Here is a 14,525-nt window from a genome sequence, read left to right on the forward strand (position 1 = left end):
GCTAGGCTCCGAGCATGGAAGATTTCTCGTGGGATGGACTGTGGGCCGCCCTTGGCGCCATTGACGGCAGCCTGCATCTGCTGCGCGGCCTCGCGATTATTGTTGGCGCGTGGTTGCTGCGCTTCGTGCTGTTGTTCGTCATCAAGCGCGTTGTTGATCGCGTCGTCAACGGTGTCAAACACAAAGAGAACATTCACGACACCCAAGTTCTGCTGACCTCGCCGCTGGCTGCGGTTCGAGTCGTTCAGCGCACGCGCACCCTCGGCGGCGTGCTTTCCAGCATCGTCACTGTCGTCATTGTGATCATCGTGATGATCTTGCTCTTCGACCTCTTCGCGCCGAACGCCACCGGCGCCTTCGCCCTCATCACGGCGGCAACCGGTGCCGGTCTAGGTTTCGGTGCCCAAAACGTGGTCAAGGACGTACTGAACGGTCTCTTTATGGTGGCCGAGGATCAGTTGGGCGTGGGCGACATTGTTGACCTCGGGCCGGCTGTTGGTGTGGTGGAGTCTGTCGATATCCGCACCACGCAGGTGCGCGATGTGAACGGCACCCTGTGGTTTGTGCGCAACGGTGAAATCACCCGGGTGGGCAATATGTCGCAGGGGTGGGCGCGCGTGATCATTGATCTTGCTGTGCCGTATGAGTCGGATGTGGATGCTGTGCAAGAGCGTATTCTGCAGACGGCAGTCGATCTGTCGAAGACTCCCAAGTGGGCTACTCGCATCTTGGAGGTGCCCGAGATTTGGGGCATCGAATCTATTTCGGATGAAGCCGTGGTCGTTCGCTTGGTAGTGAAGACGGCATCCGCCACTAAAGATGATGTTGCTCGTGAATTGCGAAGCCGTTTGAAGAAGTCTCTTGATGAGGCGGGTGTCAAACTTCCCGCATTGAACTCCATCGTGTTGAGTGGGTTCGAGGGTGCTGCGAGTGTTCGTGGTGCGCGTCCGCCGCGCACTCGTCCGGTGCCGCTGAACTTTGGCGAGGAGAAGCCCAAGAAATGACCGATTCTGAGAACGTGACCGAGCCCGTTGATGGCGCCGAGCCAAGCAGCGAGGCTGTGCCGACGAAGCTGCCGAAGATTCGCATCATTGCGAAGCCGGCGGTGACTCCGGATGCTCCGGCCGATTCGATGTGGGAACTCATCGGCGGTCGCGACACGTTCGAGAAGCTCGTGCGCGAGTTCTATGTGGGTGTGGCAACCGATGAGGTGCTGCTGCCGATGTACCCAGAGCAGCCCGAGCTTGAGGGCGCGATTCAGCGTCTAACGGGTTTCTTGGAACAGTATTGGGGCGGCCCGAACACGTACAGCCAGGAACGCGGACACCCCCGCCTACGCCAGCGCCACATGCCCTTCAAGGTGAACCCGGATGCCCGTGACCGCTGGTTACACCACATGCGGGCAGCCCTCGACACCCTCGAATTACCACCGCTCTACGACGCCGAAATCTGGGCGTACCTCGACCGTGCCGCGCACGCCATGGTCAACACGTTTGAGGAGTAGCTGGCGAGCGCGCGTCACACCCAGCCGGTAAGCGATCTTTGGCGCGGGATCAGTTCGAAGTAGCGGGTCCACCCGGCATCGCTCCAGCGGTAGTGACCACTTCGTACGGCGTCGATCCACCATGCGATTGGCGTGCAGAGCGAAACGAGCTGCGTGTCAGTATCGGCCGGATTGGTTCTCGTATCGAATGCAACCATCCTGACCAACGGCAACGCCTCAGCGTCTGTGCACTGGATTGCGATCCCGTGATCCCAACTCCCGGTTAGCCTGAGCCAACTGGGATCCCAATCGAGTTCATTGCCTGCGATTTCACCGATGTCCAGGTCTTGCATGCGAATGACTCCCGGAACATCGTGGAAAACTCCTGCAGTCCACAGGATTTGCGGTGCCTCGCCAGGAAGTTCGTGGCGTTCCCCGTTGTGCCAAGCGAACCAGCTGAACAGCTCGGGAGGGAGGGCCGGAACTCGAGATGCCAGCTGTTGTGTCAGCTCGTCAGCCCCCGCTCCGGGATTGAAAAGATTTGCCGGGGCACCCACTGCGCGCAGCTCTGTCTCAAATTCTGCGAGCAATTCGGCGAGAAGTTCAGGCCCGGCACCTTCGACGCTCGGCCCATGCTCGGTGCTAACCGTTTTCGGCAGGGTTCTCATGCTGAGCACGATACCGTGGCGACAGGGCAACCCTAGGCCGAATTACCGCCGCTCTACGACGCCGAAATCTGGGCGTACCTCGACCGCTCCATGGTCAATACGTTTGAGGAGTAGTTGGCGCGCGCTTCACACCCAGCCGGTGAACGATCTTTCGCGCGGGATCATTTCGAAATGACGAGTCCACCCTCCATCGGCATAGCGATATTGACCAGTTCTTAGCGCTTCGATCCACCAGGCAATAGGAGTGCAGAGGGAAACCAGCTGAGTATCTGTATCGGCCGGGTTGGTTCTCGTATCGAATGCAACCATCCTGATTAACGGCAACGCCTCAGAGTCAGTGCACTGAATTGCGATGCCGTTATCCCAACGCCCGGTGAGCCTGAGCCAGCTGGGGTCCCAATCGAAATCGTTGCCTGCAATTTCCCCGATGTCCAGGTCTTGCATGCGGATGACTCCCGGAACATCGTGAAATACTCCCGCGGGCCACAGGATCTGCGGTGCCTCGCCAGGAAGTTCGTGGCGTTCCCCGTTGTGCCACGCGAACCAGCTGAACAGCTCGGGAGGAAGGGCCGGGACTCGAGATGCCAGCTGTTGTGTCAGCTCGTCAGCCCCCGCTCCGGGATTGAAAAGATTTGCCGGGGCACCCACTGCGCGCAGTTCTGTCTCAAATTCTGCGAGCAATTCGGTGAGGAGTTCGGGCCCGGCTCCTTCGACGCTCGGCCCGTGCTCGGTGCTAACCGTTTTCGGCAGGGTTCTCATGCTGAGCACGATACCGTGACGACAGGGCAACCCTAGGTCGAATTACCGCCGCTCTAAGATCGCGGGATGATCGTGCAGATCTCCGCTTCAGTGCAGTTCGCCGGGTCGAGAGTTTGCGCCTCGTGGATGAGCTGTTTCAGCTCCGCTTCGAGCACCGCCAGGTCTTTCAGGCGCTCCTGCACACCTTCTAGTTTGTGTTCGAGCAAGCTTGAGACGTGGGTGCAGGGAGCTTCGCCGGCATCCCGCAGCGACAGGATGCTCATGATTTCCGACAGCGTGAGCCCCGCGGCTTGGCTGTTGCGGATGAACGTGACTCGGTCGACAACGGCGGGATCGTAGTCGCGATACCCGTTGCCTTGCCGCTGAGGCTCGGGCAGCAGTCCCTGTTTCTCGTAAAAACGGATCGTGTGGCGCGGAACATCTAGGCGATCGGCGACTTCTCCAATAAGCATGGGGCAAGACTAACGCTTGACCTTCAAGTGCACTTCAGGGTTTACCGTGAAGGTATGGAAATCACGCTGCAATACTTCGAGGGCTGCCCCAACTGGAAGGTTGCCGATCAGCACATCACCGAACTCGTTCAGGAGTTCCCGCAGATCACGGTGTCGCGACACCTGGTCGACACGGTCGAAGAAGCTGAGCGTGTAGGGTTCCACGGGTCGCCGAGCATCCTCTTCGATGGTGTGGATCCCTTCGCCCAGCCGGATGCCCCGGTCGGGCTTGCATGCCGCCGCTACATCACCCCGGCTGGCTTTGCCGGCGCACCCACTGTTGACCAGCTGAGAGAGAAGTTGAACAGCCATGAGTGACAACAACTATGACTTGCTCGTGATCGGCGCCGGAATGGCCGGCATTGCTGCCGCGAAGAAGACGGCGTCGCGCGGGTGGCGCGTGGGAATTGTGGATGCACTCCCCTATGGCGGCACGTGCGCGCTTCGTGGCTGCGACCCCAAGAAGATCCTTCGACGCGCCGCAGAGATCGTCGATTCTGCCCGCCTCTTCGCGGGCAAAGGAATCAACGCGGATGCCCTCGGCGTCAACTGGGCTGACCTCATGCAGCACAAGCACGGGTTCACCGATCCGGTGCCCGAGAGCATGGAGAAGGGCCTCAAGGCGGCCGGCGTTGACACCCTGCACGGGATCGCGACGTTCATCGACAACGACCACATCGAGATCGACGGCGAGAAGTTTCAGGCGAACAAGTTCTTGATCGCTACCGGTGCGGTGCCCCGCGAGCTGGACTTTCCCGGCCACGAGCACCTCATCGACAGCACCGGCTTCCTGAACCTCCCCGCGCTTCCGCGACGGATTGCGTTCATTGGCGGCGGCTTCGTGTCGTTCGAGTTTGCGCACATCGCTGCCCGCGCGGGAAGCACCCCGGTAGTAATCGACCGCGGCCGCATTCCGCTGAAGGGTTTCGACCCCGACCTCGTCGAACTCTTGCTCAAGCGTGGCGAGAGCGCTGGCGTTGCAGTGCACCGCGAAACGACCATCACGAGCGTCGAGAAGCTCGCCCAAGGGTTCCGGGTCAGGACTCAACAGGGCGACACAGAATCCACGATGGATGTTGACCTTGTCGTGCACGGTGCTGGCCGCACCGCAGACCTCAGTCGTCTGAATCTCGAAGCGGCCAATGTCGCTTTCGGCCCTCGCGGCATCCAAGTTTCGGAGCATTTGCAGAGCACCACGAACCCGGACGTTTATGCGGCTGGCGATGCTGCAGATACCCCGGGGATGCCGCTGACACCGGTAGCGGTGTTCGAGGCGAAGATCGCGGCATCCAACATGGTGAAGCCGAATTCGGCGACACCGGATTACAGCGCCATTCCCACTGCGGTGTTCACCATTCCGGAGCTCGTCAGAGTCGGCATGCTCGAGCAGGAGGCCAAAGAGAGCGGGCTCGACGTTGACGTGCGCTTTACTGACACGAGCGGATGGTTCTCCAACTACCGCATTGGTGAAACGACCGGTGCGACCAAGATTCTGGTCGACAAGAGCACCGACCGCATCATCGGCGCCCACCTCCTCGGCCACGACTATGCCGAACTCGCCAACACGATCGCGCTCGCCATGAAGAACGGTCTCACCACCCGCCAAATCAAGGCGACAACTGCCGCGTACCCTTCGACTGGGTCAGACTTGGGGTCGATGGTGTGAGGTGCTGAATCGCGCGAATGATGCTCCATGTAACTCGATACTTACTGCCACAGACAAGGCCATTTACGAAGCGTCCAAAATCCGCATAGTTGCGAAGCCGGATGGAAGAGCTTAAGGCCCACACCGATTTGGCGCAACTCAAGTCGCTCCTACCGTAGGCGCTACGGAAGGTCTGATCCAACAGTTCTCGTGTCGAAATCAGCGGCGTGGGCGCCGCCTGCCAGCGATGGGAAAAGGGCGGAAGCGTTCACCCCTCAGAGCGTCAGCCGCCGCCTCCACGTGTACGGCAATTCGCTCAATTCGAGATTCGTTTCGACGATTGACATTGTCAGCTTCGATCTCGCGATCAGTCTCAGCGCTCGCGTCCCCATATTGCTCAATATTAAGATCGAAGGAATCTGCGTAGCGGGCAGTGAGCCTTGGTCTCCAAAACTTCCACGCCGCTTCTCGACGGATCAGCCGAGGGTCCGAATAGATAGCTGTCACCTCATAATTTCGCGGGTAATCGCCATCAAAATAGTCTGGTGTGCGGTCGAAAGTCCAGAAAATAGAGCGACCGGGGGCAAGCTGTTTTATCTGGTATTTCTCGCTAAACACCTTATTTAACACCTTCGCGCGACCGGCCATATGACAGTCGAAGGGCTTGTCGACCGATAATCGAATGTCCGTTGCGGTCACCCCTGAAAGATTCTTTACTTCGATGTACATCAGGATCGATCGAAACTTGTAGTCCACAACAAGATATGGACGAGCCGCGGCCTCTCTCTCGCTGAGGTAATTCCGAAGTTGCACCAAGCAATCGATGCAACGATCAGAGTCACCGCGACACCGGCCCCCGCAAACAACGCTTGCCACTCGGCGGCTGTAGGCGCTCCCTCTAGCCTCAACAATCCAGTCATCTCTAGATTCTATTGAGAAGGCAAAGCGCACGCAGAGACCAACCTTGCAATCCACTACATGCAGCTACCGCAGCTCAGAACTGTCTAGATATTCCTCGCGACCTAACCGAGTGTGACCGGATCAAAAATTGCTCCTCACCTGCAGCGAACGCCACGGTGCGACAAAACCAGTTTCAACAGGCCATCTGGGAGGATCAGTCTTCCACGAAGGACGGAACTATCTTCTCAGCCTTCTGCCAAAACGATTCGTATACTTCACGCATCGCCATCGACGCAGCAGGGTCTTTAATCGGAACGACTACTCCTGGGCGCTTAACTAGTGTGTTCAAGCTGCTCCCAAACGAAATCACGTCTCCCATGTCCGGAATGAAGAATCGATCGTGCAAAAGTTTTTGAGACAAGAAACGTACTTCAGGCGGATTTGCTGCTTTGCCGAGCGCCATCGCCATTAACGAGTGGTCCTTCTTTTTCTGATCGCCAATCAACAATCTGTTCACGCTCGAGAGATTGAGCACTTCGAGCAACTCCTTGGTTCCTAGATAGGGGTCGACGAACACTCCTCCACCATGGGATGAAATCAACTCGAACACCCGAATGTAGGCGAACGAATCCTTTGGATCGATTATTACGGAGATCGGTTCTTCGCTATCGACGTCGACAATGGGCCGCTCGAGCTCGTGAAGCACTGCCTTCCCCAAAGACGAGAGCCGGATTGAATCGCCATCTACAATCACCCAGGAGAGCCGAACAAAATAGTGCGCCCATGTTTCCGCTTCGGCGATCAGCTCGCCTCTACCAAATGCGTCGGCCATTGAAGCGATAGAGCCAGCGAGACTCGCGGCCAGCAGACTCTCGTACCTTGCGCGAGCTTTGTTCGGAGAATTTGCAAATTCCTCCAGCGCCAAGGCCGTAAGGACTCCGCCACCGCGAGTCGCCGCCGCAATATAGGACAGCGCAATGTGCGTCTTCTCATCAGCAATCTTCACACTACGGATGCTATCGCGGAACACCGATTCGCCAATTAGCGATTCAGGTTAAGCGCGCTCGTCAGATTCTAGGCTTGTCCTTCGCGTGAGGTTTCACGACTCGTAATCGCAGGGGGCTCTCTATCCGCCCGAGCGGCGATGCAGCGCCAGTCGTTTAGCCCTCGCGCCATCCCCGCCCGCGCGGCCATGCACTCCGGCGCAGCAGGGCGGGCCTCTCGGCCATGCGATCCTCGAAGCTGAAGACTCCGGGCTGGCACTGGCTGCAGCGTGAATTGCGCGTGCCGACGCTATTTCCTCAACCGTGGGCGGATAGCTCTTGCCACTAGTGAGATTGGACTATTGCGGAGCGAGGGAACTGGTCAGATCTGACGCCCACGTCGTGTGGATAGGCCGAGTAACACGTCGACGATTATGGATTCGAATATTTGCGACCGCTAGCTGCACTGCACTGCACTGCACTGCACTGCACTGCAACGACCATTCATCTTCGTTTGCACCGCCGACAGCCCATCCGAACCGCGTACCCGCATCGATGGGAGTTCTGGTTCGAAGCTAGTTATTGGCCGTCATCGGTTGCGAACGATTGTGACATCCCGCGTAATCCGTCCGCACGAAGGCTGGTTCCTACTCATACTTGACCCGTTGCAGCGCCGAGGAGTCCTCCGGGTCATTCAAGCTCGCGACTAACTCACTCAAAATAATTAGGTCACACTGCTTATTTCCGGTCTCCATATCCTCAAGTACATGGGTTACGCCGTGGTACTGACGTTGATCCGCATTCTCCGGAACTAGGAGGGATGTGATCCCGTAACGAGACTCATAGAGCGACCCGGTGTCCCACGCGATACATAGGTCGATGTCGTTAATATTCTTGTCGTTGTTTTCGAAGTCTTCGATAAGCCCATCCAGAGAGAACTTATACTCAAGAACTCTAGGTTGTGTCACCCTCCCGTGTAGCTCGTCGAGAACTGCGCCATCTACTCCCAATGGATTCGTGCGATCGTCATATACATACAACTCACGATCTAACGCAAACGAGACTTTGAACAACCCGTCGTAGGTGCTGTGCTCGTTCGTAGACATGATTGAAATGCCACGAATCACTCCGCCAGCAATAAGCTCGTGAAATAGTGCGATCACATCTTGTTCACGAGTCGGCTCAGAAGTGATCGAAATTGATTGCGTAGGGGCAAAGAAATGCGGACTTGTAAGCTTTAGCGGAGAGTCAAGCTCATGCTGAACGAGTTTCTCTTTCCAGTCGGCAACTGCCAATTCTCTCGCAAGGTCGGGCGACGCCCCGGTATTCGCTTTAAGTTGACTCCTTCGCTTTGACAGCGGCCCTTCCGTTATCGCGCGTGCCACTTTCTTGGCGAAATCATTAAGCTCCCGGTGGAATCCCTTCCGGCCAAGATCGGGCGTGTAATTGTCGAAGTGAATCAGAAAGTGCAACTGGTTCTGACGACCGATGTTACGGATCAAGGGAATCAGAATTGTCTCGCCCTGAGGCATGTTGTTCGCGGCCATTTGAATCCCGCTAGTCAGGACAGTCTGCCCGGCCCGGATGCCTAAATCCTTGTTGAAAATAGTCCAGAATTTCGCCGTATATCCGAATTCGACTGAGACCGAGGGAGAGTACTTTTCAATCAGCGCGAGGTCATCCTCATCGAGCGATCCAGCCACTAACGCTTTCAGCTCCGCCGTCGTCCAACTGTCGTAAATGAAATCGAGCTTGCTGAATTTGTCAGGAAGCTTTTTCCCTGCTCCATAGGTTGCGTAGAACTCGTCGGCTTTCGCGTCGATATCGCGCAGCCTGGCAACCTTCCCAGCGGAATCGTGAAGCCATAGGTATCCGGTTCCGATTTGGGTAACCGTCGTTGTTTGGCCTGCGGAGATCACGTTCACGGTAACGGACTTGACCTCGTCCGAAATGACTGAGCCGATACCTGTTTTAGCGGAGAGAATCTTTAGCCAGGTGGCGGCTGTATCTGCCTTAAGCCAGGACAACACTCCTGGTGTTGTGGTCTCATCGAAACGAACAGTGATCGATGTTCCCCGGTCGACTGCCCCGAACGATGCTGGTGCCGCCTCTAGGTCGGGCTCTACTTGCGGGTTCTCAGCGCTCCCAGTTCCTCGTAGCCAGCTTCGCGCGCCTACAATACGCCCGGATTGTTCGAACCCAGGCGATTTAGTCGCAATGCGCATGAGATTGAAGCCGTAAGCAATGTACGTTGCGCCTACCCCTTTGTGCCCACGCGTACCATTTTCGATCTTCTTGAATGAGAAGCTGGGCGCCAGAAATTGTTGGAATTCAGCTTCTGCAAGACCGACACCATTGTCGGTGACAGTGAGAGTGTTCGCGTCGATGTCTATGTCGACGATAATTTTCGGGGAATAGGATTCGTTTCCCGCGTGCGCTTCGAGTTCACGCCTCGAATCTACCGCGTCGAGCGCGTTCTGCACTAGTTCGGAGAAGGGATCGAACCATCCAACGTAAGAACTAAGGATGTTGTCCAGCTCTCGACGCACAGCAGCAAGCGCCGCTTCGCTCACAACGGTGTTTTTGAACGATAGCGGATCAAAGGGAGCAAAAGTCATACGCAAACTTTATCCAACTAAGACATCAGAGATCGCCTTTTGTTCACAGTGAGTCATCGACGCCCTAGGCGCACCATTCTCTGGACCATGCTGCGCGATTGAGTCGCCGCCCGCAATTTTGAGTCCGGCAAAACCGCAAAGTGTCACGACGATCAAGATGTTTTGGACCCACTGACGGAGCGGATCAAGTGCTGCACTTTGAATAGTCGATATCTCGCGGTCGCATATCAGGCGCCGACTGCGCTCTCCGTCGAAGCTAACTGGCTTCAGCGCGGCATGTTGCCTAGCGGCTGCGCATGGCGCGAAGCCGATCTGCGGCAAACACAACTTTCGTGCTCAATCGTGATTCGATTCCGAAGTTTCTAGTCGCCACTTACGCCGTTTTGGTTCTGTACCGACTACGGCTGCCAGATCATCGAACCCCCGACTGCGCGACGGGTTGCCCCTGACCCGGCAATGATTCCGTGGCTAGCTAACCCTCGCGCAACCCCGCCCGCGCGACCACACACTCCGCGTGCCGCAGGATGGGCCCGTCGACCATGCGGCCCTCGAAGCTGAAGACTCCGGGCTGCGATTCCGCGGCGGCGAGAAGTGCCCGGGCTGACGCGAATTGCTCGACCGTGGGCGCATAACTTTCGCGCACGATAGCGACCTGAGAGGGATGAATGCAGGCCGTGGCCGTGAACCCGAGCGCAGCGGCATCCCGAGCCTCAGCACCGAGACCCTCAACGTCTGCGATATCGAGGTGCACCGCATCAATCACGGCCTTCGAGTAGGCACCGGCCGCCAACAACACCGACGAGCGCGCATGCAGCGCGACACCACGGTAGGGGCCGGAATCTTCGCGCGACGACGAACCACCGAGCGACGCCACCAAATCTTCGGCACCCCACATGAGGGCAACCACGCAATCCAGCGCCGCCAAACTCGTGGCCGCCAACACACCCCGCGCCGTCTCGCACAGGGCGATCACGTCGAGGTCAGTGAGCGCATCAAAGTCGGCAACCGACTCCGACTTCGAGAGCATCACCGTGCGGTACTCCGTCTGCTCCAATGCCTCGAGGTCACTATCGTGATCCTCGGTGCCGGCCGGGTTCAGTCGCACGATCGTGCGGGCCGGATCCATCGGGTTAGCGATCAGGGCAGCGCGCGCCGCAGCCTTGTCGACACTGGCTACGGCATCCTCAAGGTCAATGATGATGGCATCCGCGCGCTCCAGCGCCTTGGCATAACGGTCGGGGCGATCGCCCGGAACAAACAGAATCGACGGCCCTAGAGTGAAGCTCACGGTGCGCCCTCCTCAGTCCAGACCATCACCGAACGGGTTGCCACAGCCACCACAACGCCGTCCTGGTTCTTGGCCGTGTGACGCAACGAAATGATTCCCTGGCCGGGGCGCGACTTCGACAGCCGCTTGTCCAGCACCTCAGACTCGGAATACATCGTGTCGCCGTGATACAGCGGATGCGGAAAATTGACCTCCGTGAAGCCCAAATTCGCCACAATCGTGCCCTGAGTCAGTTGAGCAACGGATGCCCCCACCATCGTCGAGAGCGTGAACATCGAGTTCACCAACCGCTGCCCGAAAGGCTGCTGCTCTGACCACGCAGCATCCAAGTGCAACGACTGCGTGTTCATCGTCATCGTCGTGAAGAGAACATTGTCAGCCTCAGTGACGGTGCGGCCGGGCGCGTGCAGATAGACCGCGCCCTCCTCGAACTCGTCGAACCAGAGACCGCGCTGTTGAATACGTTTGCCGGTCATAGGGTCGCGAATCCCAGCTCACGAGCAATGACCATCATCTGCACTTCAGTGGTGCCCTCACCGAGCTCCAGCACCTTCGAGTCGCGGTAGTGGCGGGCAACAGGGTTCTCGTTCATGAAGCCATAGCCACCAAAGATTTGGGTGGCATCCCGAGCGTTATCCATGGCCGCCTCGCTGCTGATCATTTTCGCCAAGCTCGCCTCCATCTTGAAAGGAACTCCGGCAACCAGTTTGCGGGCTGCGTCGTAGGTTGCCAAGCGTGCCGAGTGAACTCGGGCCTGCATCCGCGCAATCTTGAACGCAATGTGCTGGTTCGAGCCAATCGAACGACCGAAGACGTGACGCTCGTTGGCGTAACGGATCGACTCCTCCAGACAACCCTGCGCCGCACCGGTGCAGAGAGCCGAGAATGCGACGCGGCCCTCATCCAGAGCCTCAATGAAGTTAGCGAAGCCACGGCCGCGCTCCCCCATCAGGTTCTCTTCGGGAACCCGCACGTTGTCGAACGACAGCGGGTGCGTGTCGGAGGTGTGCCAGCCGACCTTGTCGTAGGGCGGGTGCACCGTGAAGCCAGGCGTACCGTTCGGAACGAGGATGGCGCTCAGCTCAGGGCGCCCATTCTCGCGACGACCAGTAACCGCGGTCACCGTCACGACCTTCGTGATCTCGCTGCCCGAGTTAGTGATGAACTGCTTCGTTCCGTTGATGACCCATTCGCCATCGACGAGCTCGGCAGTGGTCTTCGTCCCCGCAGCATCGGAGCCGGCATCCGCTTCGGTCAGACCGAAACCAGCGAGAGCTTCACCGCGCGCGAGCATCGGAACCCACTGCTGCTTCTGCTCTTCGCTCCCGTGCTTGAAAATCGGCATCGCGCCAAGACCAATGCCGGCCTCGAGCGTCACCGCGATCGACTGGTCAACGCGAGCAAGCTGCTCAATAGCGAGACACAGCGAAACGTAGTCCTTGCCCTGCCCGCCGAACTCCTTGGGGAACGGCAAACCGAAGAGACCCATCTCACCCATCTGGGCGATGATGCCGTAAGGCAATTCACGCTTCGTGTCGTACTCATACGCGGCCGGAGCAACAACCTTGTCAGCGAAGTCGCGCACATCAGCGCTCAACTTCAACTGCTCATCGGTGAGGCCGAGGTGGGTGATTTCGCCGCGGGTAGCGTCGTGACTCATGAGGTTTCTCCTTCAGTGCTCGCTTGTGGCGATTCGATTCGGGCAACGATCTGATCGCGTGTGACCAGATCGCCAGGCTTCAAACTGATATCGACAACCCCATCGAGGGTCGCGACAACGGGGTGTTCCATCTTCATGGCTTCAATGGTGAGCACCGTCTGACCGGCAGTCACAGAGTCTCCGTTCGCCACCGCAACCGCCACAACCGTGCCGGGCATGGGCGAACGCAACTCGGGATCGACCACACCGGCGACCCTCGCGAGCGTCGCGCGGTGGTCAGCCAACGACTCGGCGCGAGACTGCGCAGTGAGAGCCCAGGAAGTGCCCTCCTGCCCAATCCACACGGTGGCGCCGACCGTTTCAATAGCGAGACGGATGCTCTGGGTGCCCCACTCGACACCGGTGCTCGTCAAGCGCGCCGGGGTGGTGGTGCCGTCGATCGTGACTTCCGCTGCGCTGGGCGGGCCGGCAACCAAAACCTCGTGCACCTGCCCCGCACTCGCGAGACGGTAGCGGGCCGGGCGATGCTGGCCCACACGCCAACCGCTGGGCTGCTGCCAGGGTGAGCCCGGCATCCAGCGTTCGGAATGGATGCTCAGGGCCGCGGCCGCGAGCACCGCCGGGGTTGGGGTGGCGAACTCGATCTCGGCTAACGCTCGCTCAATGAGGCCGGTGTCTAGTTCACCGGCTTGTACGTCGTCACGGTTGAGCAGGGCTCGGAGGAATTCGATGTTGGTGGTGACGCCCAGAATGACAGTGTCGGCGAGGGCACGGTCGAGGGCGCGGAGTGCTTCGGCGCGGGTGGCGCCGTGGGCGATCACCTTCGCGAGCATCGGGTCGTAGTTAGCCGAGACCGTGCCGCCCTGGATGAGTGAGCTGTCGACGCGCACGCTGGATGTGGCTGTGCTGGCTGTGGCTGTGCCTGTTGTGCCGGCGCTGAGCGCACTTCCGTCGGCGGCTTCGTGCAGGTGCACGATCTGACCAGCGGAGGGCAAGAAGTCGTTGGCGGGATCTTCGGAGTAAATGCGCGCCTCGACCGCGTGACCGGTGAGCGTCGGCGTCTCCACCGTGAGTTTCTCGCCGGCAGCAATGCGCACTTGCCACTCCACGAGATCGATGCCGGTGACCATTTCGGTGACGGGGTGCTCCACTTGCAGGCGCGTGTTCATCTCCATGAAGAAGAACTCGTCTGGCGCATTGTCGGAGACGAGGAACTCGACGGTTCCGGCACCGATGTAGCTCACGCTGCGCGCGACCTCGCAGGCTGCTTCACCGATGCGCTGACGCGTGGCTTCATCGAGCAACGGCGATGGCGCTTCTTCGATGATCTTCTGGTGGCGACGCTGCAGCGAACATTCGCGCTCGCCCAAGTGGATGATCGTGCCGTGGCTATCGGCCAGAACCTGCACCTCGATGTGGCGGGGCTTCTCCACGAGGCGCTCGAGGAAGAGCGTGTCATCGCCAAACGCGGCACTGGCCACGCGACGAGCAGAGTCGAGCGCACCGGCGACAGCATCGGGCTCGCGCACGATCGTCATGCCCTTGCCACCGCCACCGGCCGACGGCTTGATGAGCAGCGGGAACCCGACCTCGGCGGCAGCAGCCACAAGATCGTCGTTCGTCATGCCCGGCTCAGCAACGCCGGGAATCACGGCAACGCCGCGCTCGGTCACGTGCTTCTTCGAGGCAATCTTGTCGCCCATGATCTCGAGTGCTTCGACGCCCGGGCCGATAAACGTGATTCCGGCAGCGGCGCAGGCCTCAGCCAAGGACGCGTTTTCGGAGAGGAAACCATAGCCCGGGTGCACCGCATCAGCATGCATGCCGTCTACGGCATGGGCGGCAGCAACGATCGAGTCGACCGAGAGGTAGCTGTCGATCAGCACTGCGGCATCCGCGACTTGAACGTGCTTCGCGTCACGATCGTGCTCGGTGTAGACCGCGATCGAGCGGATGCCCATCGAGTGAAGGGTGCGCGTGATGCGACAGGAAATTTCGCCACGATTGGCGACCAGAACGGCAGAGAACAT

At 59.0% G+C, this 14,525-nt stretch carries 14 protein-coding genes; 4 read left to right on the top strand and 10 right to left on the bottom strand.

Translation table 11 applies throughout. The annotated features are described in order from the left end of the window. The first annotated feature begins 14 nt into the window (after positions 1-14). Together ACWFSR_RS09115 and ACWFSR_RS09120 are read left to right on the top strand one after the other, a co-directional pair. Positions 15-1,004, top strand: a complete 990-nt coding sequence (locus ACWFSR_RS09115) for a mechanosensitive ion channel family protein (protein WP_447522222.1) — start codon at positions 15-17, stop codon at positions 1,002-1,004. Between the two features lie 128 nt (positions 1,005-1,132). Then, positions 1,133-1,504 carry a globin gene (locus tag ACWFSR_RS09120; RefSeq protein WP_447523441.1) on the top strand — a complete coding sequence of 124 codons (372 nt, stop codon included), beginning with the start codon at positions 1,133-1,135 and terminating at the stop codon, positions 1,502-1,504. Positions 1,505-1,518: 14 nt separating this feature from the next. Here the strand turns inward: ACWFSR_RS09120 and ACWFSR_RS09125 are convergent, their stop codons facing one another. The 3 genes from ACWFSR_RS09125 to ACWFSR_RS09135 form a co-directional block, all read right to left on the bottom strand. Beyond that, a complete protein-coding gene (locus tag ACWFSR_RS09125) occupies positions 1,519-2,151 on the bottom strand; it encodes a hypothetical protein (RefSeq protein WP_447522223.1) in 633 nt (210 codons plus the stop codon). A 126-nt stretch (positions 2,152-2,277) separates the two neighbouring features. After that, positions 2,278-2,910: a hypothetical protein gene (locus ACWFSR_RS09130; protein ID WP_447522224.1), complete on the bottom strand. Its 633-nt coding sequence runs from the start codon at positions 2,908-2,910 to the stop codon at positions 2,278-2,280. A gap of 53 nt (positions 2,911-2,963) precedes the next feature. After that, positions 2,964-3,362 carry a heavy metal-responsive transcriptional regulator gene (locus ACWFSR_RS09135; RefSeq protein ID WP_447522225.1) on the bottom strand — a complete coding sequence of 133 codons (399 nt, stop codon included), beginning with the start codon at positions 3,360-3,362 and terminating at the stop codon, positions 2,964-2,966. A 54-nt stretch (positions 3,363-3,416) separates the two neighbouring features. Between ACWFSR_RS09135 and ACWFSR_RS09140 the strand changes: the two genes are divergently transcribed. Next, complete coding sequence (locus ACWFSR_RS09140; protein ID WP_447522226.1) at positions 3,417-3,719, top strand: thioredoxin family protein; 303 nt, start codon at positions 3,417-3,419, stop codon at positions 3,717-3,719. Then, positions 3,712-5,067, top strand: coding sequence for a dihydrolipoyl dehydrogenase family protein (locus tag ACWFSR_RS09145; RefSeq protein WP_447522227.1), 1,356 nt, complete (start codon positions 3,712-3,714; stop codon positions 5,065-5,067). The genes ACWFSR_RS09140 and ACWFSR_RS09145 overlap by 8 nt, the downstream gene beginning before the upstream one ends. A 198-nt stretch (positions 5,068-5,265) precedes the next feature. Here the strand turns inward: ACWFSR_RS09145 and ACWFSR_RS09150 are convergent, their stop codons facing one another. From ACWFSR_RS09150 to ACWFSR_RS09180, 7 genes are all read right to left on the bottom strand, one after another. After that, on the bottom strand, positions 5,266-5,802 hold the full coding sequence (locus ACWFSR_RS09150) for a hypothetical protein (protein WP_447522228.1): 537 nt from the start codon (positions 5,800-5,802) through the stop codon (positions 5,266-5,268). Positions 5,803-6,160: 358 nt separating this feature from the next. Next, the gene (locus ACWFSR_RS09155; protein WP_447522229.1) at positions 6,161-6,952 is read right to left on the bottom strand and encodes a hypothetical protein; all 792 of its coding nucleotides are present in this window, start codon (positions 6,950-6,952) and stop codon (positions 6,161-6,163) included. Positions 6,953-7,576: 624 nt separating this feature from the next. After that, positions 7,577-9,547 (bottom strand): hypothetical protein, encoded by a 1,971-nt coding sequence (locus ACWFSR_RS09160; protein ID WP_447522230.1) that lies wholly within the window; start codon positions 9,545-9,547, stop codon positions 7,577-7,579. A 472-nt stretch (positions 9,548-10,019) separates the two neighbouring features. Further along, entirely contained in the window at positions 10,020-10,835 is an 816-nt protein-coding gene (locus tag ACWFSR_RS09165; RefSeq protein WP_447522231.1) for an HpcH/HpaI aldolase/citrate lyase family protein, read from the bottom strand. Continuing rightward, positions 10,832-11,311 carry a MaoC family dehydratase gene (locus ACWFSR_RS09170; protein WP_447522232.1) on the bottom strand — a complete coding sequence of 160 codons (480 nt, stop codon included), beginning with the start codon at positions 11,309-11,311 and terminating at the stop codon, positions 10,832-10,834. Before ACWFSR_RS09170 ends, ACWFSR_RS09165 begins: the two co-directional genes overlap by 4 nt. Next, positions 11,308-12,495, bottom strand: coding sequence for an acyl-CoA dehydrogenase family protein (locus ACWFSR_RS09175; protein ID WP_197135991.1), 1,188 nt, complete (start codon positions 12,493-12,495; stop codon positions 11,308-11,310). Before ACWFSR_RS09175 ends, ACWFSR_RS09170 begins: the two co-directional genes overlap by 4 nt. Then, complete coding sequence (locus tag ACWFSR_RS09180; RefSeq protein WP_447522233.1) at positions 12,492-14,525, bottom strand: ATP-binding protein; 2,034 nt, start codon at positions 14,523-14,525, stop codon at positions 12,492-12,494. Before ACWFSR_RS09180 ends, ACWFSR_RS09175 begins: the two co-directional genes overlap by 4 nt.

It is taken from the genome of Salinibacterium sp. NYA9b (assembly GCF_976973725.1).

Coding starts and splice junctions, on each gene's coding strand:
- ACWFSR_RS09160 (WP_447522230.1), bottom strand. CDS start 9,547: ATGACTTTTGCTCCCTTTGATCCGCTATCGTTCAAAAACACCGTTGTG.
- ACWFSR_RS09120 (WP_447523441.1), top strand. CDS start 1,133: ATGTGGGAACTCATCGGCGGTCGCGACACGTTCGAGAAGCTCGTGCGC.
- ACWFSR_RS09145 (WP_447522227.1), top strand. CDS start 3,712: ATGAGTGACAACAACTATGACTTGCTCGTGATCGGCGCCGGAATGGCC.
- ACWFSR_RS09170 (WP_447522232.1), bottom strand. CDS start 11,311: ATGACCGGCAAACGTATTCAACAGCGCGGTCTCTGGTTCGACGAGTTC.
- ACWFSR_RS09125 (WP_447522223.1), bottom strand. CDS start 2,151: ATGAGAACCCTGCCGAAAACGGTTAGCACCGAGCATGGGCCGAGCGTC.
- ACWFSR_RS09180 (WP_447522233.1), bottom strand. CDS start 14,525: ATGTTCTCTGCCGTTCTGGTCGCCAATCGTGGCGAAATTTCCTGTCGC.
- ACWFSR_RS09175 (WP_197135991.1), bottom strand. CDS start 12,495: ATGAGTCACGACGCTACCCGCGGCGAAATCACCCACCTCGGCCTCACC.
- ACWFSR_RS09135 (WP_447522225.1), bottom strand. CDS start 3,362: ATGCTTATTGGAGAAGTCGCCGATCGCCTAGATGTTCCGCGCCACACG.
- ACWFSR_RS09130 (WP_447522224.1), bottom strand. CDS start 2,910: ATGAGAACCCTGCCGAAAACGGTTAGCACCGAGCACGGGCCGAGCGTC.
- ACWFSR_RS09140 (WP_447522226.1), top strand. CDS start 3,417: ATGGAAATCACGCTGCAATACTTCGAGGGCTGCCCCAACTGGAAGGTT.
- ACWFSR_RS09115 (WP_447522222.1), top strand. CDS start 15: ATGGAAGATTTCTCGTGGGATGGACTGTGGGCCGCCCTTGGCGCCATT.